The following is a 23,430-nucleotide window of genomic DNA, read 5'->3' as shown; positions in this document are numbered from 1 at the left end:
GTGCGCTCTGTGGCGATAGGGTCTGCCGAATTCTGCTCACGTACCGCGCGGTATGTCACTACCCGAGAGTAGTTTCGGGTCCGGTTCTCCGAAGTTACCTGGAGATACTCCGCCGGCGAGCGCGGCATGAGATCCGGCCGTCACCGCGCGTCACCGCGGGGTATGGCCGTGTACGAGTCGCCGGGCGTATCGCCGTGGGTATCGCCGTGTACGCGTCACCGTAGGGGCGTCGCCGTGTAAGCGTCACCGTATGGGTTCGAGCTCCGGGTCCTCGCGGAGCTTGCCGAGCGCGCGCGACACCGCGCTCTTGACCGTGCCCACGGAGACACCCAGCACCTCGGCGGTCTGCGCCTCGCTCAGGTCCTCGTAGTACCGCAGGACGACCATGGCCCGCTGGCGGTCGGGCAGCTTCATGACCGCCCGCCACATGGCGTCGTGCAGCACCTGCTGCTCGGCGGGGTCGGGACCGGCCACGGTCTCCGGCTCGGGCAGCTCCTCGCAGGCGAACTCGTCGACCTTGCGCTTGCGCCACTGCGACGTACGGGTGTTGAGCAGGGCGCGGCGCACATAGCCGTCGAGCGCCCGGTGATCCTCGATGCGGTCCCAGGCGACGTACGTCTTGGTCAGCGCCGTCTGCAGCAGGTCCTCGGCGTCGCTCGCGTTCGCGGTCAGCGAGCGCGCGGTGCGCAGCAGCACGGGGCCCCTGGCGCGGACGTACGACGAGAAGGACGCGTACGCGGGGTAGGGCGTCGCCGCCCGGGAGGCGGTGGTGCAGACGGGCGTTGTCATGGCTCCACGCTATGAGCGCGAAGGCCCCCCGGGATCGGCCCCAGGTCCCGAAGCGGTGTCCGCCTCAGGTTGTAGGGGTGGGGGTGGCTGCACCTCCTGAAGGTGGAGGACGCGACCCGGGCCCTCAGGGTTCAGCCCGGGCAGCAAGGGCCGACTCAGCCGATGCGGGCGACCGGCGCGTCGACCTGGTTGCGGTCCACCGCCATCCGGTACCCGCCGTGCGTCTCCGTCACATCACCCGCGTACTGGTGGATGCGCGAGTGGTGCCAGGCGTCCTCGCGCAGCGACTCCTCCTCATATACGGCGGCTTCGGTGTGCCAGCGGGCGAACCAGATCACCGCCGGAAGGTCGCCCACCCCGGACTGTCTCGCCTGCTCCATCTGCCGTACCCCGGAGTCGGCGCTGCTGTAGAACCCGGGGAGGTAGCCGCGTCCGCGCACCTCGTGGTTCCAGGCCCGCACGAAGTCGAGCGTGATGCGGGCGCACGACGCGTTGCCCACGTTGTACGCCTCCATGTCGAGGAAGAGCGGGCTGCCGGACAGGATGCCGAGTGCTTGCGCCTCCTGCACGGCTTGGGCCGCCTCGGACCGGCCCTGCTTCGCGGGCTCTTTCCCGATCCGCACCCCCTGCTTGTTCTTGGCGTAGACGCACGGCGCCTGCGAGCCCACGAACACGGGCAGCACCTGCCACCCCATGTCGTGCACCTCGCTCACCCAGTTCCTGTTCAGATTCGGCTGTGCCGTGCAGTGGCGTCCGCGGCCTCCGTAGTAGATGCCGACCGCGTGGTACGACGAGCTCCGCCAGCCCCGCATCGCGGCCAGCGACGGCGTGTTGCAGATGTCGAAGGCCGCCCCGGTGAAGTGCGGCGCGACCGCGAAGCGTTCGTCGTCCGGCCCGTCGTCATCGGCCGGTGTCGCGGCTGCTGCTGTGGGGGACAGCAGCGTGACGAGGGCGAGGAGGGCGGCAAGGCCGACGGTGAGCAGTTTGGGGAAGGTGACGGACGTGGCGGACGTGGTGGACGTGGCGGACGTGGTGGAGGGGGCGGCGGAGGGAGAGTCGGAGGGGCGGCAGGAGGAGCGGGGGGAGGCGGAGGAGGTGGTGGGGCTCGGCGCGGAACGGGCCGAGGACTCTTTGATCCCGGAACGCACCGGTGACTCTTCGATCCCGGAACGCGCCAGGGACTCTTTGATCTTGGGACGGGGCATGGCCCGAGTGAACGGCCCAGCGCACGGCCCGGCCACCGCTCAGCCCGTCGCGTCGGCCGTCCGTGCGGAGGATCAGCCGTCCGGCCTGCCCGAGCCATGCCGGCGCCGTCAATCGACCCTGGGCCAACGGCCAACGGCCAACGGCCAACGAACGGCCAACGGCCAACGCCCAGCCCCGGCGCTGTCAGTCGTCCCGCCCCAGGACCAGCCCCGACGTGGGGACGCCCGTGCCGGCCGTGACCAGGACGTGTGCGGCGCCCGGTATCTGGTTCACCGATGTGCCCCGGATCTGCCGCACCCCCTCCGCTATGCCGTTCATTCCGTGCAGGTACGCCTCGCCCAGCTGCCCCCCGTGCGTGTTGAGCGGCACCGCGTCCGCCGCGACGAAATCGGCTGCCTCGCCCGGACCGCAGAACCCGAACTCCTCCAGCTGCATCAGCACGAACGGTGTGAAGTGGTCGTACAGGATCGCCACATCGATCTCGGCGGGGGCGAGCCCCGAGCTCCGCCACAGCTGACGGGCGACCACCCCCATCTCCGGCAGCCCGGCCATCGCGTCCCGGTAGAAACTGGTCATCGCCTCCTGACGACGGCCGGCCCCCTGCGCCGCCGCGCTGATCACGGCGGGCCGCTGCCGCAGATCCCGGGCCCGTTCCGCGGTGGTGACGACGATCGCCTGTCCGCCGTCGGTCTCCTGGCAGCAGTCCAGGAGCCGCAGCGGCTCGACGATCCACCGCGACGCCGCGTGGTCGGCCAGGGTGATCGGCTTGCCGTAGAAGTAGGCCGCCGGGTTGGTCGCGGCATGGCGGCGGTCGGTGACCGCGACATGGCCGAACGCCTCGGGCGTCAGGCGGTAGGTGTGCAGATAGCGCTGCGCCGCCATGGCCACCCAGGACGCGGGCGTCAGCAGCCCGAACGGCAGCGCCCAGCCAAGCGCCGCACCCTCCGCCGACGGCTCGCGCTGCTGCACCCCGGAACCGAAGCGCCGCCCCGAACGCTCGTTGAACGCCCGGTAGCAGACCACCACGTCGGCCACCCCGGTGGCGACCGCGAGCGCCGCCTGCTGCACGGTGGCGCAGGCCGCGCCGCCTCCGTAGTGGACGCGCGAGAAGAAGGACAGCTCGCCCATGCCGGTCGCCTGCGCGAGCGCTATCTCAGGGCTGGTGTCCATCGTGAACGTGACCAGGCCGTCGACGTCCGACGGCGCGAGCCCCGCGTCGTCGAGCGCCGCGTGGACCGCCTCGACCGCCAGCTTCAGCTCGCTGCGCCCGGAGTCCTTGGAGAACTCGGTCGCCCCGATCCCGACGACCGCCGCCCGCCCACCTAGCGCATCGACCCCCCGCACGCTCATGACTCCACCCCCCTGCCGAGAGCTGTCGGCTCAACCGGTCCCGCCGCAGGCACCCATACCCGTACGGTCCCGGTGACGTGATGGCCGAGCCCGTTGGCTCCCGTCACCCGCACCACGGCGACGTCCCCCTCCACCTCGGTGACCCTGCCGGTCAGCGTCATGGTGTCCCCGGGGTAGTTGGGCGCCCCGAGCCGGATCTTCACCGCCCGCAACCGGGCCGTCGGCCCGAAGCAGTCCGTGATGTACCGGCCGACCAGACCATTGGTCGTGAGGATGTTCATGAAGATGTCCGGCGACCCCTTCTCCCGCGCGAGCACCGCGTCGTGGTGCACGTCCTGGTAGTCGCGCGACGCCACCGCGCCGGCCACGATCAGGGTCCGGGTGATCGCTACCTCCAGCGGCGGCAACTCGTCTCCCGCCCTCATACCCCCACCAGCCCCTCTCGCCACTCTCGCCCCTCTCGCTCCCGCACAATCAACTCCCCCAATTCCGCGAGCAGTTCGGCGCCGCACCCCAGATACGCGTCGAGCTGCCGTCCCCAGAGGAAGTGCCGGTGCACCGGGTGTTCGAGGTCCGCCCCGAGGCCGCCGTGCAGATGCTGGCCCGTGTGCACGACACGGGTGCCGGCCTCGGACGCCCACCACGCCGCCGTCAGCGCGTGCGTCCCGTACCGCAGCCTCTCATCCCGCCGCCAGGCCGCCTCATAGGACGTGACCCGTATCGCCTCGGTGTCCATGTACGCTTCGGCCGCCCGCATCAGCACGCCCTGGTTGGTGGAGAGCGGCCGCCCGAACTGCTCACGGGTCGTGGTGTGCAGGACCGCTCTGGCCAGCGAGCCCGCGCACACCCCTGCCTGGAGTCCGGCGAACGCGGTGCGGGCGGTGGCCAGCACGTCCTCATATGCCCCCGTCTCCACCCTCGTCTCCTTGTCCATCCCCGTTTCCGCGTCCATCCCCGTTTCCGCGTCCATCCCCGTTTCCGAGTCCACCCCCGTTCCCGTGTCCGCTCCGGCCCCCGCGTGCGCCCCGCCCACCCGCTCGGCCGGGGTGGAGTCGAGCGTGAGGCGCCCGGCCGACCAGGGCGCGGTCGTCTCCACCGGCTCGGTCACCGCGTCGGCGACCCGCACCAGCCACAGGCGCCGTTCCACGTCCGGGACCAGCACATGGGTGGCGTCCCGCAGCCATGGCACGAGCGGTACCACCCCGCTCAACTCGGCTTCACCGAGGGCCCGTACGCGGCCCGCTCCGGCGGGGAAGGCTCCGGTCACCACAGCCGTACCCTCGCGCAGCGCCGGCAGCAGCCGCTCGCGCTGTTCGGCCGTGCCGTGCGCGCTGAGCGGCAGGACGCCGTAGACGCAGGCCGCCGCGAACGGGACCTGTGCCGTGGTCCTGCCCTGTTCCTCCAGGGCGAGAACCAGCCCGAGCAGACCGACCTCCTCGACGGCCGCGAGCAGCCCGGCCCCGCACAGCGCTTTCCACAGCTCGGCGTCCGTGCCCGTGCCGGCCGCGGCGAGCCGTTCGTGGGTCGACAGGTCTCCGAAGATCTGCGCCGCGAGGTCGCGCACGGTGGCCTGCTCATCGGTGGGCGTGAAGTCCATCAGGCCACCTCCGCCCGGAAGAGCGGAAGTTCCAGCTCGTCGTCCACCCGCGTGAATTCGAGGCGTACGGGCATGCCGATCCGCACCTCGTCCGGCGCCACCCCGACCACATTGCTGATCATCCGCACGCCCTCCGCGAGCTCGATCAAGCCGACCGCGTAGGGCGGGTCGAAGGCAGGAAAGGGCGGGTGGTGCATCACTACGAATGAGAACACCGTGCCCTCGCCGCTCGCCTCCACCGTGTGCCACCCCGTCGAACCGCAGGCGTGGCACCCCGGCAGCCAGGGAAAGCGCAACTCGGCGCAGTCGTCGCAGCGCTGGATCAGCAACCGACGCTCGGCCACGCCCGCCCAGAACCCGGCGTTGTCCCGGTTGACCACGGGCCGGGGGCGCGCGGGCCGGGACCGAGGCGACCGGTCAGGGGGTCGTTCGGCATCGGCCGACTGCCGCAAACTCCGATGCGCGGGCGCGTATTTGAGAATGCGGAAACGGTGCGTGCCGGCGAGCTCGTCGTTGGCCAGGACGTCCATCCGTGTGGTGATGAAGTGGCCGGTACCGAGCTTGGTGGTCTTGCGCTCCGACACCGACTCGATCACCGCGTCGTAGCTGACGCGGTCCCCGGGCCGCAGGTCGCGTACGTACTCCTGCTCGCAGTCCGTCGCCACCACCGAGGCGTAACCGGCGTCGTCCAGCAGCTCGAACAGCTCGTCGTAGGCCGTGGCGCGGCCCGTGCCGTCCCCGTGTCCGGACAGGCCGCCCATCGTCCAGGCCTGGAGCATCGTCGGCGGCGCTACGGCGTCGGGCCCGGTGTAGGCGGCATGGGTGTCGCCCATCGCCTCGCACCAGTGCCGGATCATCGCCTCGTTGACCAGGTCCTTGCCCACCCCCGCGGTCGCCGCGGCCTGCCCCTCGAACTTCTTCAGCCGGCCCAGAAACTCCACCTCGCTCCCCCCGAGCCCCCCGGCCGCTCCGCCGGCCCCGTGCCCCCCAAGCCCCCCGCTCGCCCCAGCCGATGCGCCACCTCCGTTGCCTCCCAACCCCCCGCTCACACCGCCCGATGCGTCACCGCCGTGCTCCCCGAGCGCCTCGCCCACCCGGGCCGGCCCCTTCTCCTCACCCACCCCGTTCACCCCGCCCCCGTCTCTCACCGCTTCCCCCGTTTCATCCCGAGCCGCATCGTCGCGACGATCTCCCGCTGCACCTCGCTCACCCCGCCCCCGAACGTGTTGATCTGTGCCGCTCTGTTCATCCGCTCCAGCTCCCCGTCCCCGAAGACGCCGGGCGAACCGCCCCGTATCAGGGCCGCGTCCCCCACGATTTCCCGACACATTCGATACGTTTCGACCGCGGACTCCGTTCCCGTGAACTTCACGCCGCTGGCGTCTCCCGGCGCCAGATTTCCGGCCCCGACATCCCCCACCAAACGCCAGCTGAGCAGGCGATTCACCGCCAGCCTCGCGTGTGTGGCAGCCACCTTCGCCTTCACCCATTCGTGGTCAACCCGGCGCTCGGATGTCACCGGATCGGGCGTACAGGCGGCGGTGAGCGCGGCCTCGTAGAAATCCTCGGCCTGCATGCCGATCGCGGCGAGCGCGACCCGCTCGTGGTTGAGCTGGTTGGTGATCAGTCCCCAGCCCGCGTTCTCCTCGCCGACCAGGTTCCCGAGCGGCACCCGGATGCCGTCGTAGTACGTGGCCGTGGTGGTCAGACCGCCGACCGTCTCGATCGGGGTCCATGAGAATCCGGGCGCGCCGGTCGGCACCAGGACGATCGAAATACCCTTGTGCTTGGGCGCCGCGGGGTCGGTGCGGCAGGCGAGCCAGATCCAGTCGGCGTTCTGGGCGTTGGAGGTGAACACCTTCTGCCCGTCGACCACCCATGCGTCGCCGTCCCGCACGGCTCTGGTGCGCAGGGCGGCCAGGTCGGTACCGGCCTCCGGTTCGCTGTAGCCGATCGCGAAGACGAGATCGCCGCTGAGGATCCTGGGCAGGAAGTACGCCTTCTGCTCGGTGGTCCCGTACTTCATCAGGGTCGGCCCGACCGTGTTGAGGGTGACCATGGAGACGGGTGCGCCTGCCCGGTAGGCCTCGTCGAAGAAGACGAACTGCTCGTCGGCGCCGCGCCCTTGGCCCCCGTATTCGACGGGCCAGCCGAGCCCCAGCAGCCCGTCGGCGCCGATCCGGCGCAGCAGCGAGCGCTGGGTGTTCGGGTCCGTGTCGGCCCCCGATCCCGGCCCTGCGGGCAGCAACCGGGCGAAATAGGCGCGGAGTTCGGCGCGCAACCGCTGCTGGCGCTCGGTCGGGGCGAGGTGCACGACGGGGGCCTTCCGTGCGTACGGGACGTACGAATGCGTACGGGTGCGAGTGCGGGTGCGGGTGCGGGTGCTGGTGCTGGTGCAGGTACTGGTGCGGGTGCTGGTGCGTAACTGATGAGGCGCGCGTGCGCGTGCGTAACCGATGAGATGCGCGCGCGTACGGATGAGCTGCGCCCCAAACGTTTCCTGACTGTCCGTCAGATACGGCTCGGCTGTCAATGCCCGCGCATCACACGCACCGGCGGCCGACCGCGCGTCGGCGTCCCGCACCGGCCCGGCGCACCAACGGCACGCGCCCAGTCAGACGCACCCGTGGCGCCCCTTCCCGGGGCGTTCCGGGATATCGCTTCCAGCGGTACCGCTCCGGGCCGCCGCTCCCGGGGCGACCCTCCCGGTGTACGCGAACGGCCCGGGTGGCCGTGCCGCAGCACTCTCACCCGGGCCGTCGTTCACCCCATGGACCGGACCCCGCAGCAGGGGTCGCGGGTCACCACAGGCGGGTGAAGTTCACGGCGACATTGTGGTTGCCCTGGTTGATCGACGTGAACGCGGAGCCGTTCACCTGGGCGGTGTTGTTCTGGTTCGAGGCGCCGGAACCGACGGCCTGCTGCTGTGAGGTGGACGAGTTCCCCCGGTTGTCGTGTCCGACCCCGCTGCCGCTGATGGTCGCCACCGCCGCGTTCGATCCGTGGCCCGCGATGGCTCCGTTGTCGGCGGTGGCCACACCCGAGAAGAGGGCGGCGGCGAGGGGCAGCGCGGCAACGGTGGCGAGGACGCGAGCGGTACGGATGCTTGCCATGTCAATTCCTCCAGGAACCAGAAGTACGGGTTGGTTCGGCGTTGTTGGTTCGGCGTTCCGGACCGCCCGTACCTCTCGTGCATGAGGTAAGTGCGGTCTGTTCCCAGGCAGTTGGCCGGCCGCCTCGGACGCTTGGTGACGACGTCGCGAGATCAGAGTTGCCCACCGAATCCCCGGCGAACCAGTCATCGGGGTACCTTTCGCCCGCAAGCGTGAGGACATGTCGATAAACCCCCAATGCGACACCAACTCTCCGGCCAGGACGGACCTATCCACCGCGGAGCCGCGCCGCCCCAAGGGAAGAACCGTTTCCGCTCAGATTCGGCCAACCTTGGCCGCCACCCTCAGCTCACCTGAAAGACACCGGCACGCCACCGAGCCGTCGCGCCCCACGGGTGGGGTCGGGGGTGGGGCCGGAAACCGTGTGAGCGGAGCAGCCCCGGACAGGGATTCCTTTTCTCGAACATTCGTACGAACATGGAGCCATGGCCACCATCGACCGGCAGGCAGCCACCCTGGCCCTCGCCCACGCCCTGTCCGCCGCCGAGCGCGGCCTGCCCGTCATCCCGCTGTCACGCACCAAGCTCCCCGCGCTCCCCTCGCCGCACCGCAACGGTTCGCATCCCGTGCTCTGCCGCGGCGAGTGCGGGCTCCCGGGGCACGGGGTGCACGACGCGACCGCCGACCCGGCCAGGGTGCGCGCGCTGTTCGCGGCCGCGCCCTGGGCCACCGGCTACGGCATCGCCTGCGGCCGGGCCCCGCACCACCTCATCGGGATCGACCTCGACACGAAGCCTCCGGGCGCCGACGCCACGGCCGCGCTCCAACACCTCGCGCTGCGCCACCTGTTCACGATCCCCGAGACCGTGGTCGTGATCACCCCGAGCGGGGGCCGCCACATATGGCTGACCGGGCCGCCCGACGCGGTCGTGCCCAACTCGGCGAGCCGCCTCGCCCCCGGCATCGACATCCGAGGCGCCGGCGGGTACCTCGTCGGGCCCGGCTCCCTCACCCACCGGGGCGTCTACCGCCTCGCCCCCGGCACCGCCCACCTCGGCCCGGCCCCCTGCCCCGGCACCCTGCTCGACCTGCTGACCCCGCCGCCACGGCCCCACCACCCCGACCGGCCCGGCGACCATCATGGTCAGGGCCTGGTGCGCTTCGTCCTCGCCGCCCACGAGGGCCAGCGCAACACCCGCCTGTTCTGGGCGGCGTGCCGGGCCTACGAGAACGGCATCGGGGAGCACCTCACGGCCGCTCTCACCGCAGCCGCCATCCGCACCGGCCTCACCCCACACGAGGCCCACGCGACGATCGCCTCGGCGGCACGGATGAGCGCGGCACGGTAAGGAGCGGCCCCTGCGAACGCCGAGAAGGGGCGCCCGGAAATCCGGAACACCCCTTCTCACAGCAGGCCCTGGGGCCTGCGACTGCGGTGGGTGTGGGATTTGAACCCACGGTGACATCGCTGCCACGACGGTTTTCAAGACCGTTCCCTTAGGCCGCTCGGGCAACCCACCCTCGCCCCGCCGACCAGCGACGGAGCGGGTACAGCGTACCGGCCTCGGGCGGGTCGCGGGGGCGGGGGCCGCGCGGTGGTGTGCTGCGGGGCGTCAGCGGGGGTCGGCGCCGTCTTCCTTTCTCGAAGCATCACGTCATCGGGGGGCGGTGGCGCTCTTCTTTTCTCGGAGCATCATCCGGATCGAGTCCGCGACCGCGTGGAAGTTCGGGCCGTTTCCGAGGACATGGAAGTGTTCGGGCTTGTCGACGTCCCCGTGGCCACCCGTGCAGCGGCGCGTCAAACCGCCTCCCCTGGCCGTCCCGCCACTGCGGCCAGTGCAGGAAAACAAGCCAGTGGTCGGGCGGCTTTGGCCGATATGCACGCGCCCACGCAGCAGCGCGCCCGCGGTGACGCTCTCACGAACGTCATCGCGGGCGGCTACGGCCTACGAGCCGACGGGCCCTGCGTGCTGTGGGCCTGGGCCTACCGGCGGCCGGTCAGTTGCTGTCGCCCTTGCGCTCGCCCAGCGTGATCGTCACCGTGTTCTCCTTGCCGTCACGCGTGTACGTCACCTGCACCTGGTCGCCCGGCTGGTGCGTCCAGATCTCGCTGATCAGCGTCGGGCCGCTGTCGATGGGCATGTCGCCGAACTTGGTGATGACGTCGCCCGGCTTCAGGCCCGCCTTGTCCGCGGGGCCGCCCGGCGTGATCGGCTGCTGGCTGCCGCTGCCCTGCTGGGAGATCTGGGCGCCGTCCGTGCCGCCGCCCGGGGCGGCGCCGCTGCCCTGCTGGATGCCGACCGAGGCGCCGATCACCGGGTAGACCGGCTGCCCGGTCTTGATGAGCTGCTCCGCGACGTTCTTCGCCTCGTTGATCGGGATGGCGAAACCGAGGCCGATCGAGCCTGCCTGGGACTGGCCGCCCATGCCGCCGGTGCCCGCCGACTGGATCGCCGAGTTGATGCCGATCACCGCGCCGGCCGAATTGATCAGCGGGCCGCCCGAGTTGCCCGGGTTGATGGAGGCGTCGGTCTGCAGGGCGCTCATGTACGAGGCCTTGGAGTTCTGCCCGTCGCTGGAGGCCACCGGACGGTTCTTGGCGCTGATGATGCCGGTGGTGACGGTGTTGGAGAGACCGAAGGGCGCGCCGATCGCGATGGTCGAGTCGCCAACCGCGACCTTGTCCGAGTTGCCCAGGGAGAGCGGCTTCAGGTTGGACGGGGCGTTCTTCAGCTTGATGACGGCCACGTCGTAACCCTGGGCGCGGCCCACCACTTCGGCGTCGTACTTCTTGCCGTTGGAGAACGTCGCGGACAGCTTGCCGCCGCTCGCCGCGGAGGCCACCACATGGTTGTTGGTGAGGATGTGGCCTTCCTTGTCGTAGATGAAGCCGGTGCCCGTGCCGCCCTCACCGTCGCTGCCCTGGGCGTCGATCGTGACCACGCTCGGCAGCGAGTTGGCGGCGACCCCGGCCACCGTGCCCGGGTCGCGCTTGAAGTCCTTGGGGGTGTCCGAGGAGGCCACCGTGGTGGAGCCCGACCCGCCGTTATCCCGGTCCGCGGCGAAGTAGCCGATGGCTCCGCCGATCCCGCCGGCCACCAGGGCGGCCGCCACGACCGCGGCGATCAGGCCTCCGCCGCCGCGCTTGCGCGGGGCGGGGGGCTGCGGGGCGCCCCAGGGCTCGCCCGGGTTGCCCGCGCCACCGCCTCCGTAGGAGGGGAGCACCGGCGGGGGCGGCGGCCAGCCGGCGCCACCCTGCTGCGGGGGAGCCGACTCGTGCGCCGCGTACGCCGGCGCCGCCGGGGCGCCCGGGGTTGCGGGCAGCGGGGCGGTGGCCGGGTCCGGTGCGTGCCCCGGGGCGGCCCCGGCCGACGGCGGTACGGGTTCGTGGACGAGCGTGCTCTCCGCGCCACCGGGCGCCGCGTCCGAACGGGCGGTATGGGCGGCATGGGCGTCGGTGGGCGCGGGGGCCGCGCCCGGGGCGGGAGCTGCGGCAGGTGCGGGGGCTGCGGCGGGCGCGGGAGGTGCAGCAGGTGCAGACGACGGGGCAGGCGGGACGGCCGGAACCGCGGTGCCCTCGTTCTCGGTGCTCACAGCTTGCTCTCCTCGGGTTCCACTCGGTCTTGGGGACGGTCCGGCGGGGCCGGCTGGCTGCCGGGCTCCGGCATGGGGCTCGGCACCACCCATGGTGCGTCAGGGGTCCGACATCGGACCCCGCACGGTGCGGATGACTCCGCTCAGCTTTTCCCACCGCACGTCAGGCCACTGTAAGCAGGAGCTGTGTATTCGTGCGCCAACCTGTGCCCCGGCGGTGGCACGATGACGCGGTGACCCAAGCACGGCAGCACAGCCCGCACACCCCAGACCCCGCCCGCGTCCAGGTGGTCGCCCACCGAGGAGCCTCCGAGGACGCGCCCGAGCACACGCTCGCCGCGTACATGAAGGCGATCGAGGACGGGGCCGACGCCCTGGAATGCGATATCCGGCTCACCGCCGACGGCCACCTCGTCTGCGTCCACGACCGGCGGGTCAACCGCACCTCCAACGGCCGTGGCGCCGTGTCCACCCTGGAGCTCTCCGATCTGGCCGCGCTCGACTTCGGTTCCTGGAAGGACAGCGAGGAAAGCCCGGACTGGAAGGACCGCGAGTTCACCTCCGTCCTGACCCTTGAGCGGTTGCTCGAACTCGTCTCGGACGCCGGGCGCCGGATCGAGCTGGCCATCGAGACCAAACACCCCACCCGTTGGGCCGGCCAGGTGGAGGAGCGTCTCGTCGACCTCCTTAAGAGGTTCGGCCTCACTCAGCCGCCGCCGGCCGGTGAAACCTCCCCGGTCCGCATCATGAGTTTCTCCGCGCGCTCCCTGCACCGGGTGACCGCAGCGGTCCCCGACATCCCGACCGTCTACCTGATGCAGTTCCTGTCGCCGCGGCTGCGCGACGGGCGGCTGCCGGCCGGTGCGCGGATCGCCGGCCCCGGTATGCGCATCGTGCGCAACCACCCCGCCTATATCGAGCGGTTGCACCGCGCGGGGCACCGCGTGCACGTCTGGACGGTGAACGAACCCGAGGACGTCGACCTGTGCGTAAGCCTCGGAGTGGACGCAATCATCACCAACCGGCCAAAACAGGTCCTGTCCCAACTCGGGCGTATGTAAAGCCCCTTACAGGGTGTGCACCGGCGCGTTCGCTCCGTATTCGACCGTGACGAATGCGTCTCCCGACGCCGGTTGGCCGGTTTCCGGTCCAGTCCATTGGGGCATTCACACCGTGGCGTGGGGCGAAGGAGGTCTCGGGGGTGGCGTTGGTGGTGGCACAGGAGGTGCCCACGTCGTCGAGCATGGCCGTACCCCATGGCCCTGCGGGCGTGGGCAAGGCGCGACACCGGATGCGCGAGCAACTGCTCGGCAACGGGGTGGCCGAGCCGGTCGTGGACGATGCCGTACTGATCCTGTCCGAACTGCTCAGCAATGCCTGCCGGCACGGCAGGCCGCTGGGACGGTCCGACATCGGTGACGGCGACATCGAGGCGGCCTGGCACATCGACAAGTCGGGGCAACTGACGGTCGAGGTCACGGACGGGGGCGGCCCGACCAGGCCCATCCCGGCGACACCGTCGGTGACCGCGCGCGGTGGCCGGGGGCTGAACATCATCAACGCCCTCTCCGAGGACTGGGGCGTACGGGACAGCGCGTCCGGCGAGGTCACGGTGTGGGTGATCCTCACGGCGGGGCATCACCACGACGATTTCGCTACGCGCGTCGCAGGACCGGCGACGGTGCCGAGCCTGGAGTTCGCGGACGCGTTCGACGACCTGGAGTGAGCGGAAGCCGGGCGCAGGACGGACCAGCGGAGGCCGGGCCGGCGGTGGTGGGCCGGCTGGGTGCGGCGGGCGGCGACCGGGCAGCCGGGCGGCACCGAGCAGGGACCGGGCACCGAGCAGTGGCGGGGAGGCCCGGGCGGCGCCGAGCAGTGACCGGGCGGGTCGAAGGTCCGGCTCGGCCGCGTCCGGGCGGTTCGTGCGGCTAGGCTCGCGCCCGACACAGCGACACCGCACCACCGCAGTCGGGAGAGAGCCACACCATGGCCAAGAAGCGTCCCCAGGCGAAGGCCGTCAAGCCGCAGATCAGCGACGGGGAGATCCCGGTCGTCGGGGCCCGTGAGCCCTGCCCGTGCGGCTCCGGCCGCCGTTACAAGGCGTGTCACGGGCGGGCCGCGTCGCACGCCGTGACCGAGCTGGTCCAGCGTCCCTTCGAGGGCCTGGCCGGCGAGTGCGACTGGGTCGCGCTGCGCGAACTGGTCCCGGCGGCGACCGTGCCGCTGACGCTGAAGGACCCGCTGCCCGACGGCGTGCCTTCGGTGACGCTGGCGACCGTGCTGCCGATGGCGTGGCCGGCGCTGCGCCGCGAGGACGGCTCGGTGCTGCTCGGCCTCCAGAACGACACCCCCTCCGGCGACCTCAGCCGCGATCTGGCGGACACCCTCAAGCGCGCGCTGGTCGCCGAGCCCGGCTCGCCGGTCGCCGCCCAGCGCGCCGAGTCCGACGGCCCCCGCCTCCAGGACCTGCTCGACCCGGCCGCCCCGTTCGAGCCGGAGGTGCACACCGGCTTCGAGTTCTGGGTGCCGGACGCGGACAGCGCCGCCACCGAGGTCGCGGCCTCTCTTGAGCGCGCCAACGCCGCCGCCATCCCGACCGTACGGCTGACGTCGGTCGACGCCTCGTACTGGTGCGAGACCCCGGAGAAGAACCACCTGCGGTGGGTCATGCCGCACCCGGAGGAGAAGCTGCTCGACGCGCTGGCGCGGCTGCACGCGGCCGGCACGTCCTCCCTCGGTGAGGGAACCCGGCTCGTGGGCTCCTTCCGTGCGCACGGCCTGACCGTGCCGGTCTGGGACCTGCCGGCCGGCATGGGCGCCGAGGAGTGCGAGAAGCCGGCCGCCGAGTTCGCCGAGCGGCTCGCCGGCGCACTCGCGAGCGAGGAGCCACTCACCGCGGACGAGCGCCGGGCCCGCGGCGGGCTCACCAACCGCCAAGTGACGCTCAGCTGAGAGTGACGGCGGCGCCCCTTCCGGCTGCCCGCCAGGTGACTCCTGTCACAACTCGCCGTACTCGCAGGTAAATCGGTGTCCGAATTACCGAGATCGAATTTGCGAACGACCGATCTCTTGTTACGGTTCTAAGAGCCCGGTCGCTGGTGCATCCCCCGTCGCCAGCGATCGGGCCCTTCCATGTGCCGGTTCGCTCAACGAGCCGGGCGTTCCGTGGAGTTGCTACCGGAACGCAGCAGCAGCGGTGAGTCCTCTCCCGCCCCCGCGAACTCCGCCACCGCCGCATACACGCCCGCTCGCGCGGCCCCCTCCGTCCGCCTCTCGTGCGGGGTGTCGCAGGAATCGGGCTGGTCGTCGGCGGCCACCTGGCAGGTCGTCTCCAGGGTCCGCCCGTCCGGGCCCATCAGCGTGAGGGCGGAGTTCAGCTCCCGTCCGGTGGCGTTGCGGTAGTAGGTACGCCCCCAGGTGTCGCGCCCCTCGCCCAGTACGCAGGTCTGCGCCTCAACCCCTTCGGGGGAGACCAGCGCGGGGCCACAGCGCGCGATCGCGGCCTGGGCGGCCCGCGACCATGGCTTGTTCACCGGCACGAGCGCGTGGGTGAGGGGGCTTTTTGCGTCATCCGCCGCGGCTCTTTTCTCGGGCCCTCCCGCGGGCCCCGCCGAAGCGACCAACGGCAGCAGCACGGCGCCCACCACGACGGCCGTGAGCCCGGCCACGCGGAGGTGCTGGAGATTCATTGGGGGACCCGCCTGCCCTGGAATTCCTGATGGTGGGCCGAAGATAGCCACGGAAACCGGGCGCCCGGCGCCGCGCACACCCAATTCCCGTACAACCAGGGCCCGCTCGCACCCGAAAGAGTGAAGGCGGCTCGGGAACCGAACCGCCTTCACTGTCATTGGGCCGGTGTGGCCCTCGCGCCCTGTCAGTACGCCAGCCGGCTCCCGCCGTCCGGTGCGCTGGTGCTCGCCTCGACCAGCGCGTCCACCACCGCCTCGACCTCCGGCAGCCAGGGACCGGTCGTCCCCAGCGGGGGCCGCTCCCATCGGATCTGCCCCTTGCCGGTCTGCGACGGGGGCAGCACCAGATAGCCGCCCTCGCTGTGGAAGCGGAGCGAACTGGGCACCCAGTCCTTGGAGTAGAGCAGCTCGCCGAGGCGCTCCATCGAGTACGGAGCAACCAGGAGCGACCACCTGGTGGGGGTCGCCACGATCGGGCCGAGCCGGACACCCATGGAGTCGAGGGCGGCGAGCGCCCGGGCTCCGGCGAGGGCCGGAAGGCTGATCGCGCAGGGCGCGCCGCCGCCGGTGGCGAGCAGGACCGGCGCGGCCGGCCGGTTCGTCCACCACCAGCGGATCATGCGCTCGTCGGTGGTCGCCGCGAGCAGGACGGGGTCGAAGGGGTGTGCTCCCGGCACCGCGCAATCGGGGTCGGGGCAGGCACAGCCGCTGCCGCCCGCGGTCAGTCCCACTCCGGGCACCACGGGCCATTTCCATTGGGTCGCACAGGTCAGCGCGGCGCCGAGCTGAGCAGCCCTTTCACTGCGCCAAAACCGGAACCTGCGTCGCCTTCCGAGGATCTCGCGCATGGGCGCTCGTTCCTTTCCGTTGAACGCCGAGTCCACATCACATGTGCATCACTTCACTGCGCGTACATGCTGCGTGAGCAGGCGGTGGGGATCCGCCACGATGAAACATGGGCCGTCACCAAGGGTGGTGACGGCCACGGCCCGTAACCATTTAAAGCATGGCGAAGGGTGGCGCGTGCATGGCGCTTGCCGTCCTGCGGGCAAAAACCCCGCCGCTCGGGGTGAGGCGTGGCCGGTCGGCTCTTAAGACGCTCAGGCCGTCCGCAAGGTTCCGCGGCAGCTCAACCGCCATGGACCACACCGATTACGTACCCAACACGGTTGAAACGACGCACAGTTGAACGTCTTCAGTCGACCCCAGGACTGGGCCACCAGGGCCATTTTCCGGCCAACTTGGACGCCCCACGGACACCAATAGTCCCGCTATGACAATGCTGGACATCCCCTCACTTGTGCGTGTACATGTGGATGCATTGATAGCGGCGCAGAATGACATGGGGGTTTGCGATGCTATTGAGCAAAATCAACCAGTCGGAAAGCCGGCTGCCATGAGCGCCCCTCACCTGCCGAAAGTGGCTGGAATCGATCCATCTGTTCCGTCTCCGGCGCACACTCACGCGCCGTTGCCCTCACCCGTCGCCCACACCCCGCCCGGTGCGGTGCTCCAGGACCGGCTCGCCGGCTGGGTCTCCGACCTCACCACGCTCCATGAACTCACCGAGCGGCTCGCCCGCACCACCGCGCTCGACGACGCCCTGAACGAACTCCTCAAGGCCGGCGCCGCCCTGGTCGGCGCCCGGCGCGGGCTCGTCGTCCTGGAGCCCGCGGACGGCCTGGGTCCGGTCGTCACCACCGGCCTCGGGCTCGCCCACGCCGACCTCGGCCACATCGAGACCGTGCCGCGCAGCGCCACCGCGTACGGCCGGATCCTGGACGGGCTCCCCGACGCCGACGGCGGCCCCGACCTCATGGCCGACCCGGCCGGCCTCGACCCCCGCCACCGCGAGGTAGCCGCCCGTCTCGGCTACGCCGCCAGCTACGCGCTGCCCCTCACCACCGAGGGCGCCGGGCGGCTCGGTGCCGCCGTCTGGCTCTACGACGAGCGCGCGGAGCCCGTCGAGCGCCGGCAGCACCTGGTCGGCCTCTACATCCGGTACGCGGCCGAACACCTGGCCCGCCTCCTCGAACTGGAGCGGGCCCGCGCCCATGTGGCGACCGTCGCCGAGGAGCTGCTGCCCAGCCGGCTCCCCCGGGTCGCCCGCGTCCAGCTGGCCGCCCGGCACCGCACCGGGCCGCGCGGCGGGGGCGACTGGTACGACGCGCTGCCGCTGCCCGAGGGCGCGCTCGGCCTCGCGGTCGGGTCCGTCACCGGGTCCGGGCCGAGCGCGGTGGCCGCGATGGGCCGGCTGCGCGCGAGCCTGCGGGCGTACGCCGTGATGGAGGGCGAGGACCCCGTCGCCGTCCTGTCCGACCTCGAACTGCTGCTGCGCCTGACCGAGCCCGCCCGCTCGGCCACCGCGCTGTTCGCCTACTGCGAGCCCGCCCCCCGCAAGATCGTGCTCGCCGGGGCGGGACACGCCCCACCGTTGATCATCGGGGAGCGGCGCACCGAGTTCGTGGAGACCTCCCTCTCGGCGCCGCTCGGCATGCTCGCCTGCTGGGAAGCGCCGAGCGTCGAGCTTTCTCCCGACCCGGGAGAAACGGTGCTGCTCTACACGGACGGCCTGCTGCGCCGCACCGGCGACCCCATGGACCGGGCCTTCGCCCGGCTGCACGCCGCCGCGGCGAGCGTCCCCAGGTCGGTGCGCGACGACCCGGACGCGATCCTCGACCACGTGCTGCGCACCCTGCTGCCCGATGGCCTCGACTCCGCCGACCACGGTGAGGATGTGGTGATGCTCGCGGCCCGCTTCGTCTAGGGCCGACGGCCCGCCGGCCTCGGTAAGAGGCACTACGACCCTGGACCCCCTTCCGTACGCCCGTACGATGGAGGACGGCCCAGTGTCGTACCAAGGAGCAGACGTGTCAGAGGAGCTCAGCCCGGCGGAGTCCCATTTTGCTGCTGACGCAGCGGGCCCGGAAGAGACCACCGACGAGAAGCCGATCCAGCAGCGGAAGAACGGCCTGTACCCGGGCGTCTCCGACGAGCTGGCCGCGAACATGAAGTCCGGGTGGGCCGACACCGAGTTGCACGGCCTGGAGCCGATCGCGCAGGCCGGCCACACCGCCGACCGGCGCGCCGCGCTCTCCCGGCGCTTCCCTGGCGAGCGTCTGGTGATCCCCGCGGGCAACCTCAAGACCCGCTCGAACGACACCGAGTACAGCTTCCGCGCCTCCACCGAGTACGCGTACCTGACCGGCGACCAGGCCGAGGACGGCGTGCTCGTCCTGGAGCCCGCGGGCGACGGACACGAGGCGACGCTCTACCTGCTGCCCCGCTCCAACCGTGAGAACGGTGAGTTCTGGCTCTCCGGCTCCGGCGAGCTGTGGGTCGGCCGCCGCCACTCCCTGGCCGAGGCCGAGCAGCTGCTCGGGGTGCCCGCCAAGGACGTCCGCGAGCTGGCCGCCACCCTGGCCGAGGCCACCGGGCCCGTCCGGTGCGTGCGGGGTCACGACGCGTCCATCGAGGCCGCGCTCACCGACAAGGTCACCGCCGAACGCGACGAAGAGCTGCGCGTGTACCTCTCCGAGGCGCGCCTGGTGAAGGACGCGTTTGAAATCGCGGAGCTGCAGAAGGCGTGCGATTCGACCGCCCGCGGCTTCGAAGATGTCGTCAAGGTGCTCGACAAGGCCGAGGCGACCAGCGAGCGCTACATCGAGGGAACGTTCTTCCTGCGCGCCCGCGTCGAGGGCAACGACATCGGCTACGGCTCGATCTGCGCCGCAGGCCCGCACGCCACCACGCTGCACTGGGTGCGCAACAACGGCGAGGTCCGCTCCGGCGACCTGCTGCTCCTGGACGCCGGCGTGGAGACCAACGAGCTCTACACCGCCGACATCACCCGCACCCTGCCGATCAACGGCACCTTCTCGCCGCTCCAGAAGAAGATCTACGACGCGGTGTACGAGGCCCAGGAGGCCGGCATCGCGGCGGTCAAGCCGGGCGCCGCCTACCGCGACTTCCACGACGCCGCCCAGCGCGTGCTCGCCGAGAAGCTCGTCGCCTGGGGGCTGCTCGGCGACATGGACGTCGAGAAGGTCCTTGAGCTCGGCCTCCAGCGCCGCTGGACCCTGCACGGCACCGGTCACATGCTCGGCATGGACGTCCACGACTGCGCGGCCGCGCGCACCGAGACGTACGTCGGCGGCGACCTGGAGCCGGGCATGTGCCTGACCGTCGAGCCCGGCCTGTACTTCCAGGCCGACGACCTGACCGTGCCCGAGGAGTACCGGGGCATCGGCGTCCGCATCGAGGACGACATCCTCGTCACCGAGGACGGCAACACCAACCTGTCCGCCGCGCTGCCGCGCCGCTCGGACGAGGTCGAGGCGTGGATGGCCCAGGTCAAGCAGGCCTGATCCAGGCCGGCCCACGCGGCCGGGTCCAGCCGGCCTGATCCAGCTGCGCTTACGCGGTCCGGGTCCAGCCGGCCCGACCCAGCACCGCTCAAGCGCCCGGGGGCGCGCCGCTCAGCCCACCTTGAGCAGCGCGCCCTCGCGCCATTTGAGGATCTTGTCGAAACTGACCACCGCGCCCCGGCCGGGCCGGTTCCTGAAGTGCACATGGTCGGCGAGCTGTTCGATCAGGCCGAGCCCCCTGCCGTGCTCGGCGAGGCAGCCGGTTCTCGCGGGTGGTGCGGGGCGGCGGGCGCGCCGCGCGGGAAAGCCCGGGCCCGAGTCGGCGACCTCGATGCGGCACTTCTCGCCGTCGAGGTAGGCCGTCACCCGGTAGGCCGCCGAGGCGCTGCCCGCCCCCGTGTCCCCGCCGTGCTCGACGGCGTTGGCGCAGGCCTCGGTGAGGGCGACCGACAAGTCGTAGGAGACGTCGGGGTCGACCCCCGCGGTCTCCATGGTCCCGAGCAGAAGACGCCGGGCGAGCGGCACGCTCGCGGCTTCGCGCCGCAAGTGGAGGGACCACCAGATGCTCATGCTCCAGCCTCCTGGCTGCAACTGCGGCTCGACATAGTCCTTCTCTCTACGGGCGCAGTATTGCCGTAACTACTCGCCCGTAAGCACCCTCTTGACGTGATGGCGCCCGTTCGGCGGATGTACGCGCCCCCGCGCGCCGGTGTAGAGCCACCGCGACCGCCGCTTACGCCGCGGCCGGCCGTGCGGCGGCCGCGGCCAGATGCGACCCCCAAAGGTGACCTTTTGGACCTGGCGTATGGGGCGGGTAAGCCCAGTGCGATGATGGCCCCGCCATGTCTTCCCTCCACGCCCCAGCAGGCGCCGGCCTCCGGCTGCTCAGGGCCGCGGTGTTCGCCGCGGTCTGCGTCGTGCTGTCCGCGATGGGACACGTCATGGCGGCCTGTGCGAGCGTCCCCTGGTGGACGCTGCTCGCCGGTTTCCTCGGAGTGCTCGCCGTCGTGGCTCCGCTCGCCGGGCGGGAGCGCTCGCTGCCGTCCATCGCAGGGGCCCTCGCGATCGGACAGCTCGGCCTGCACGCGCTGTTCGGCATCGGCCAGCACACGGCGGCCGCGTCCGGCAACGGATCCACCGGGGACCTCCCGCTGATCCGGTTCGCCGGACATCTGCTCTGCGGCGACGGCTCGATCCCGCTGACCGCCGCGGACGCCCAGCGCATCGTGAGCGACGCGGGCATCGACCCGGCCGGAATCAGCGGCGGCGGCCACGCCACCGTGCCCGGCATGGCGCAGATGAGCGACTTGATGCCGGGCATGACGGGTGCCGGTCCGGGCGCGGCGCACTCCGCCTCGCTCGCCGCCTCGCTGCTTCCCACGTTTCCCATGCTGCTCTGCCACCTGCTTGCGGCGCTCGCCACGGGTTGGCTGCTGCGGCGCGGCGAGGTCGCGCTTTTCGGCGCGGTGCGCCTGGCCACCGAGTCCGTCACGGTCGCCGCCGAGGACGCCTTCGTACGCTCTCTGCGCCGCGCCCTGTCCTTCGTGGGCGCCCTGTGCGCCGGGCTCCTGGCGGCCGGCGCACAGGGGCCGCGTGTCCCGCTCGCGGATGCGCGCGAGACACCTCCCCCGCCCGGAGCGGCACTGCAGCACTCGGTGATCAGGCGCGGGCCGCCCGCGGCATACGCCCTCGCAGCCTGAACGCGGCCCACTCCCCACACGTACCGCAGGAGTGGTGTCGCGGGTCCCCGCGCATCCGTGCGCGGTGGCCGTCCCCACCCTTCCTGCTCACTGGAGTGTCTCTGCCATGAACGCTGCCCGTTCGCGCACCCGTATCGCCCTCGTCGGTTCCGTCGCCGCCGGCTCTGTCCTGCTGCTGTCGGGAACGGCCTTCGCCCACGTCACCGTGCAGCCCGAGGGAGCGGCCGCCAAGGGCGGTTACGCCGTCGTGGACTTCAAGGTCCCCAATGAGCGCGACAACGCCAAGACGGTCAAGGTCGAGGTCAACTTCCCGACCGACCACCCGCTGGCGTCCGTGATGCCGCAGCCGGTGCCGGGCTGGGACGTCGAAGTCACCAAGTCCAAGCTCGACAAGCCGCTGACCGTGCACGGCAAGCAGATCAACGAAGCCGTCACCAAGGTGACGTGGAGCGGCGGGGCGATCGAGGCCGGCCAGTTCCAGAAGTTCCCGCTCTCCATCGGCTCGCTGCCCACCGACACCGACAAGCTCGTCTTCAAGGCGCTCCAGACGTACTCCAACAACGAGGTCGTGCGCTGGATCGAGGAGCCGAAGCAGGGCGCGGCCGAGCCCGCCAACCCGGCGCCGACGCTTCAGCTGACGGCCGCCGCCACCGGGGCGGGCGGCGCCGCGCCCGCCGCGGACAAGAGCACGGCCGGCCAGAAGACCGCGGCCGCCTCCTCGTCGGACACCGACACCACCGCGCGCGTCCTCGCCGTCGTGGGCATCGTCGTCGGCATCGCGGGCGTGGCCTTCGGGGTCCTCGCCGGGCGACGCCGCTCCGCGTAACCCCCGCCCTCTGCACCCCTTCCACCGGAAAAGACCGGAACATCACCTCATGCGCACCAAGACCGCGCTGACTGCCGCCGCCCTCGCGGCGGCAGCGGCGCTCACCCTGACCGCGTGCGGCAGCAACGGTGACGGCGGCTCGAAGAGCCCCGTCGCCGATGTCTCCGCCTCCGCGAAGACCCAGGCCGCGACCGTGCTCGACCGGCCGTTCACCAAGCCCGACTTCGTCCTGACGGACACCAACGGCAAGAAGTTCGACTTCCGTGCCGAGACCAAGGGCAAGCCGACGCTCATCTACTTCGGCTACACCAACTGCCCGGACGTCTGCCCGCTCACCATGGGCAACATCGCCGTCGCCAAGAAGTCGCTGCCCAAGGCCGACCAGGACAAGCTCCAGGTCGTCTTCGTGACCACCGACCCCGAGCGCGACACCCCCGCCTCGCTCGGCAAGTGGCTCAAGGGCCAGGACCCGTCCTTCATCGGCCTGACCGGCGACTTCGCCACCATCCAGAAGGGCGCACGCTCGATCGGCATCGGCATCGACCCGGCCACCAAGGACAAGGACGGCAAGGTCGTCTCCATGCACGGGGCCCAGGTCATCGCCTTCTCCCCCAAGACCGACCAGGGCTATGTGCTGTACGGCGAGGACGCCACCATCGCCGACTACACCAAGGACCTGCCGAAGATCATCAAGGGGGAGAACCCGTGAACCGCCGCACCACCCGCACCACCCGCTCGACCGTCGCCGCCGTCATAGCCCTGGCCGCGGGCCTGGCCCTCGCGGGTTGCTCCGACAGCGCCGAAGCGAAGCCGAAGCTCCAGGTCAGCGACGCGTTCATGCCGCTGCCGACGAGCAACATGGCCGGCGGCTTCCTCGTGGTCAAGAACGACAGCACGACCGCGGACAAGCTCACCAAGGTCACCAGCGACCTGTCGGACGACGTCACGATCCACGAGACGAAGAACCAGAAGATGCAGGAGGTGAAGTCCTTCGACATCCCGGCCAACGGCGAGCTGGATCTGGAACGCGGCGGCAGCCACATCATGTTCATGGGTCTGAAGAAGAAGCCGACGCAGGGCGAGAACGTCACCATCGAGCTGCACTTCGAGAAGGCCGACCCGGTCAAGGTCGACCTCCCGGTGAAGGAAGCCACCTACAACCCGAAGCACCACTGAGGCGTCCAGAGGGACTTGAGGGA

At 71.3% G+C, this 23,430-nt stretch carries 22 protein-coding genes and 1 tRNA gene; 10 read left to right on the top strand and 13 right to left on the bottom strand.

Annotated features, from left to right (window positions below):
• Window positions 1–243: 243 nt before the first annotated feature.
• From AB0D31_RS03085 to AB0D31_RS03050, 8 genes are all read right to left on the bottom strand, one after another.
• The gene (locus AB0D31_RS03085; protein ID WP_362716174.1) at window positions 244–789 is read right to left on the bottom strand and encodes a SigE family RNA polymerase sigma factor; all 546 of its coding nucleotides are present in this window, start codon (window positions 787–789) and stop codon (window positions 244–246) included.
• A gap of 155 nt (window positions 790–944) precedes the next feature.
• A complete protein-coding gene (locus AB0D31_RS03080) occupies window positions 945–1,994 on the bottom strand; it encodes a DUF1906 domain-containing protein (RefSeq protein ID WP_362716172.1) in 1,050 nt (349 codons plus the stop codon).
• 184 nt (window positions 1,995–2,178) lie between these two features.
• Entirely contained in the window at window positions 2,179–3,345 is a 1,167-nt protein-coding gene (locus tag AB0D31_RS03075; protein ID WP_362716169.1) for a lipid-transfer protein, read from the bottom strand.
• Window positions 3,342–3,770 carry a MaoC family dehydratase gene (locus AB0D31_RS03070; RefSeq protein WP_362716168.1) on the bottom strand — a complete coding sequence of 143 codons (429 nt, stop codon included), beginning with the start codon at window positions 3,768–3,770 and terminating at the stop codon, window positions 3,342–3,344. Before AB0D31_RS03070 ends, AB0D31_RS03075 begins: the two co-directional genes overlap by 4 nt.
• Window positions 3,767–4,942, bottom strand: a complete 1,176-nt coding sequence (locus tag AB0D31_RS03065; RefSeq protein WP_362716165.1) for an acyl-CoA dehydrogenase family protein — start codon at window positions 4,940–4,942, stop codon at window positions 3,767–3,769. Before AB0D31_RS03065 ends, AB0D31_RS03070 begins: the two co-directional genes overlap by 4 nt.
• Window positions 4,942–5,883 carry a bifunctional MaoC family dehydratase N-terminal/OB-fold nucleic acid binding domain-containing protein gene (locus tag AB0D31_RS03060; RefSeq protein WP_362716162.1) on the bottom strand — a complete coding sequence of 314 codons (942 nt, stop codon included), beginning with the start codon at window positions 5,881–5,883 and terminating at the stop codon, window positions 4,942–4,944. Before AB0D31_RS03060 ends, AB0D31_RS03065 begins: the two co-directional genes overlap by 1 nt.
• Before the next feature lie 203 nt (window positions 5,884–6,086).
• Window positions 6,087–7,256 (bottom strand): acyl-CoA dehydrogenase family protein, encoded by a 1,170-nt coding sequence (locus tag AB0D31_RS03055; protein ID WP_362716159.1) that lies wholly within the window; start codon window positions 7,254–7,256, stop codon window positions 6,087–6,089.
• Window positions 7,257–7,743: 487 nt separating this feature from the next.
• Window positions 7,744–8,055: a hypothetical protein gene (locus AB0D31_RS03050; protein WP_362716157.1), complete on the bottom strand. Its 312-nt coding sequence runs from the start codon at window positions 8,053–8,055 to the stop codon at window positions 7,744–7,746.
• 485 nt (window positions 8,056–8,540) lie between these two features.
• On the opposite strand from AB0D31_RS03050, the gene AB0D31_RS03045 reads away from it, so the two are divergent.
• Window positions 8,541–9,404 carry a bifunctional DNA primase/polymerase gene (locus AB0D31_RS03045; RefSeq protein WP_362716155.1) on the top strand — a complete coding sequence of 288 codons (864 nt, stop codon included), beginning with the start codon at window positions 8,541–8,543 and terminating at the stop codon, window positions 9,402–9,404.
• An 84-nt stretch (window positions 9,405–9,488) separates the two neighbouring features.
• Here the strand turns inward: AB0D31_RS03045 and AB0D31_RS03040 are convergent.
• Both AB0D31_RS03040 and AB0D31_RS03035 read right to left on the bottom strand, forming a co-directional pair.
• A tRNA-Ser gene (locus AB0D31_RS03040) sits at window positions 9,489–9,575 on the bottom strand.
• A 478-nt stretch (window positions 9,576–10,053) separates the two neighbouring features.
• Entirely contained in the window at window positions 10,054–11,649 is a 1,596-nt protein-coding gene (locus tag AB0D31_RS03035; RefSeq protein ID WP_362716152.1) for a trypsin-like peptidase domain-containing protein, read from the bottom strand.
• 233 nt (window positions 11,650–11,882) lie between these two features.
• On the opposite strand from AB0D31_RS03035, the gene AB0D31_RS03030 reads away from it, so the two are divergent.
• The 3 genes from AB0D31_RS03030 to AB0D31_RS03020 all read left to right on the top strand — a co-directional run bounded on the left by AB0D31_RS03030 (window position 11,883) and on the right by AB0D31_RS03020 (window position 14,601).
• Complete coding sequence (locus tag AB0D31_RS03030; protein ID WP_362716149.1) at window positions 11,883–12,710, top strand: glycerophosphodiester phosphodiesterase; 828 nt, start codon at window positions 11,883–11,885, stop codon at window positions 12,708–12,710.
• 53 nt (window positions 12,711–12,763) lie between these two features.
• The gene (locus AB0D31_RS03025) at window positions 12,764–13,375 is read left to right on the top strand and encodes an ATP-binding protein (protein WP_362716147.1); all 612 of its coding nucleotides are present in this window, start codon (window positions 12,764–12,766) and stop codon (window positions 13,373–13,375) included.
• A 260-nt stretch (window positions 13,376–13,635) separates the two neighbouring features.
• Window positions 13,636–14,601 (top strand): DUF5926 family protein, encoded by a 966-nt coding sequence (locus AB0D31_RS03020; protein ID WP_362716144.1) that lies wholly within the window; start codon window positions 13,636–13,638, stop codon window positions 14,599–14,601.
• 194 nt (window positions 14,602–14,795) lie between these two features.
• Here the strand turns inward: AB0D31_RS03020 and AB0D31_RS03015 are convergent, their stop codons facing one another.
• Window positions 14,796–15,338, bottom strand: a complete 543-nt coding sequence (locus AB0D31_RS03015; protein ID WP_362716141.1) for a hypothetical protein — start codon at window positions 15,336–15,338, stop codon at window positions 14,796–14,798.
• Window positions 15,339–15,523: 185 nt separating this feature from the next.
• On the bottom strand, window positions 15,524–16,186 hold the full coding sequence (locus AB0D31_RS03010) for a bifunctional DNA primase/polymerase (RefSeq protein WP_362716139.1): 663 nt from the start codon (window positions 16,184–16,186) through the stop codon (window positions 15,524–15,526).
• Between the two features lie 431 nt (window positions 16,187–16,617).
• On the opposite strand from AB0D31_RS03010, the gene AB0D31_RS03005 reads away from it, so the two are divergent.
• Window positions 16,618–18,105 carry a PP2C family protein-serine/threonine phosphatase gene (locus tag AB0D31_RS03005; RefSeq protein WP_362716279.1) on the top strand — a complete coding sequence of 496 codons (1,488 nt, stop codon included), beginning with the start codon at window positions 16,618–16,620 and terminating at the stop codon, window positions 18,103–18,105.
• Between the two features lie 103 nt (window positions 18,106–18,208).
• Window positions 18,209–19,705: an aminopeptidase P family protein gene (locus AB0D31_RS03000; protein ID WP_362716137.1), complete on the top strand. Its 1,497-nt coding sequence runs from the start codon at window positions 18,209–18,211 to the stop codon at window positions 19,703–19,705.
• Between the two features lie 111 nt (window positions 19,706–19,816).
• Here AB0D31_RS03000 and AB0D31_RS02995 read toward each other — a convergent pair whose 3' ends face one another.
• Window positions 19,817–20,275 carry an ATP-binding protein gene (locus AB0D31_RS02995; RefSeq protein ID WP_362716134.1) on the bottom strand — a complete coding sequence of 153 codons (459 nt, stop codon included), beginning with the start codon at window positions 20,273–20,275 and terminating at the stop codon, window positions 19,817–19,819.
• 272 nt (window positions 20,276–20,547) lie between these two features.
• Here AB0D31_RS02995 and AB0D31_RS02990 point away from each other — a divergent pair, with 272 nt between their 5' ends.
• From AB0D31_RS02990 to AB0D31_RS02975, 4 genes are all read left to right on the top strand, one after another.
• Window positions 20,548–21,405 (top strand): hypothetical protein, encoded by an 858-nt coding sequence (locus AB0D31_RS02990; protein ID WP_362716132.1) that lies wholly within the window; start codon window positions 20,548–20,550, stop codon window positions 21,403–21,405.
• Window positions 21,406–21,511: 106 nt separating this feature from the next.
• A complete protein-coding gene (locus tag AB0D31_RS02985; RefSeq protein ID WP_362716129.1) occupies window positions 21,512–22,231 on the top strand; it encodes a YcnI family protein in 720 nt (239 codons plus the stop codon).
• A 49-nt stretch (window positions 22,232–22,280) separates the two neighbouring features.
• A complete protein-coding gene (locus AB0D31_RS02980) occupies window positions 22,281–22,940 on the top strand; it encodes an SCO family protein (RefSeq protein WP_362716126.1) in 660 nt (219 codons plus the stop codon).
• Entirely contained in the window at window positions 22,937–23,407 is a 471-nt protein-coding gene (locus tag AB0D31_RS02975) for a copper chaperone PCu(A)C (protein WP_362716123.1), read from the top strand. The genes AB0D31_RS02980 and AB0D31_RS02975 overlap by 4 nt, the downstream gene beginning before the upstream one ends.
• The last annotated feature ends 23 nt before the right edge of the window (window positions 23,408–23,430 follow it).

The sequence above is a fragment of the Streptomyces sp. NPDC048361 genome (assembly GCF_040651795.1).
In the GTDB taxonomy this organism is placed as follows: domain Bacteria; phylum Actinomycetota; class Actinomycetes; order Streptomycetales; family Streptomycetaceae; genus Streptomyces.
The sequence above is the reverse complement of the archived record's forward strand: the minus strand, read 5'-3'. Positions and strand labels throughout refer to the sequence as shown.

What these genes read in the sequence shown, in the direction of transcription:
- AB0D31_RS03070 (WP_362716168.1), bottom strand. Translation starts at nt 3,770, where the DNA reads ATGAGGGCGGGAGACGAGTTGCCGCCGCTGGAGGTAGCGATCACCCGG.
- AB0D31_RS02990 (WP_362716132.1), top strand. Translation starts at nt 20,548, where the DNA reads ATGTCTTCCCTCCACGCCCCAGCAGGCGCCGGCCTCCGGCTGCTCAGG.
- AB0D31_RS02980 (WP_362716126.1), top strand. Translation starts at nt 22,281, where the DNA reads ATGCGCACCAAGACCGCGCTGACTGCCGCCGCCCTCGCGGCGGCAGCG.
- AB0D31_RS03005 (WP_362716279.1), top strand. Translation starts at nt 16,618, where the DNA reads ATGCTGGACATCCCCTCACTTGTGCGTGTACATGTGGATGCATTGATA.
- AB0D31_RS02995 (WP_362716134.1), bottom strand. Translation starts at nt 20,275, where the DNA reads ATGAGCATCTGGTGGTCCCTCCACTTGCGGCGCGAAGCCGCGAGCGTG.
- AB0D31_RS03050 (WP_362716157.1), bottom strand. Translation starts at nt 8,055, where the DNA reads ATGGCAAGCATCCGTACCGCTCGCGTCCTCGCCACCGTTGCCGCGCTG.
- AB0D31_RS02985 (WP_362716129.1), top strand. Translation starts at nt 21,512, where the DNA reads ATGAACGCTGCCCGTTCGCGCACCCGTATCGCCCTCGTCGGTTCCGTC.
- AB0D31_RS03075 (WP_362716169.1), bottom strand. Translation starts at nt 3,345, where the DNA reads ATGAGCGTGCGGGGGGTCGATGCGCTAGGTGGGCGGGCGGCGGTCGTC.
- AB0D31_RS03085 (WP_362716174.1), bottom strand. Translation starts at nt 789, where the DNA reads ATGACAACGCCCGTCTGCACCACCGCCTCCCGGGCGGCGACGCCCTAC.
- AB0D31_RS03045 (WP_362716155.1), top strand. Translation starts at nt 8,541, where the DNA reads ATGGCCACCATCGACCGGCAGGCAGCCACCCTGGCCCTCGCCCACGCC.
- AB0D31_RS03025 (WP_362716147.1), top strand. Translation starts at nt 12,764, where the DNA reads ATGCGTCTCCCGACGCCGGTTGGCCGGTTTCCGGTCCAGTCCATTGGG.
- AB0D31_RS03065 (WP_362716165.1), bottom strand. Translation starts at nt 4,942, where the DNA reads ATGGACTTCACGCCCACCGATGAGCAGGCCACCGTGCGCGACCTCGCG.
- AB0D31_RS03020 (WP_362716144.1), top strand. Translation starts at nt 13,636, where the DNA reads ATGGCCAAGAAGCGTCCCCAGGCGAAGGCCGTCAAGCCGCAGATCAGC.
- AB0D31_RS03080 (WP_362716172.1), bottom strand. Translation starts at nt 1,994, where the DNA reads ATGCCCCGTCCCAAGATCAAAGAGTCCCTGGCGCGTTCCGGGATCGAA.
- AB0D31_RS03010 (WP_362716139.1), bottom strand. Translation starts at nt 16,186, where the DNA reads ATGCGCGAGATCCTCGGAAGGCGACGCAGGTTCCGGTTTTGGCGCAGT.
- AB0D31_RS03015 (WP_362716141.1), bottom strand. Translation starts at nt 15,338, where the DNA reads ATGAATCTCCAGCACCTCCGCGTGGCCGGGCTCACGGCCGTCGTGGTG.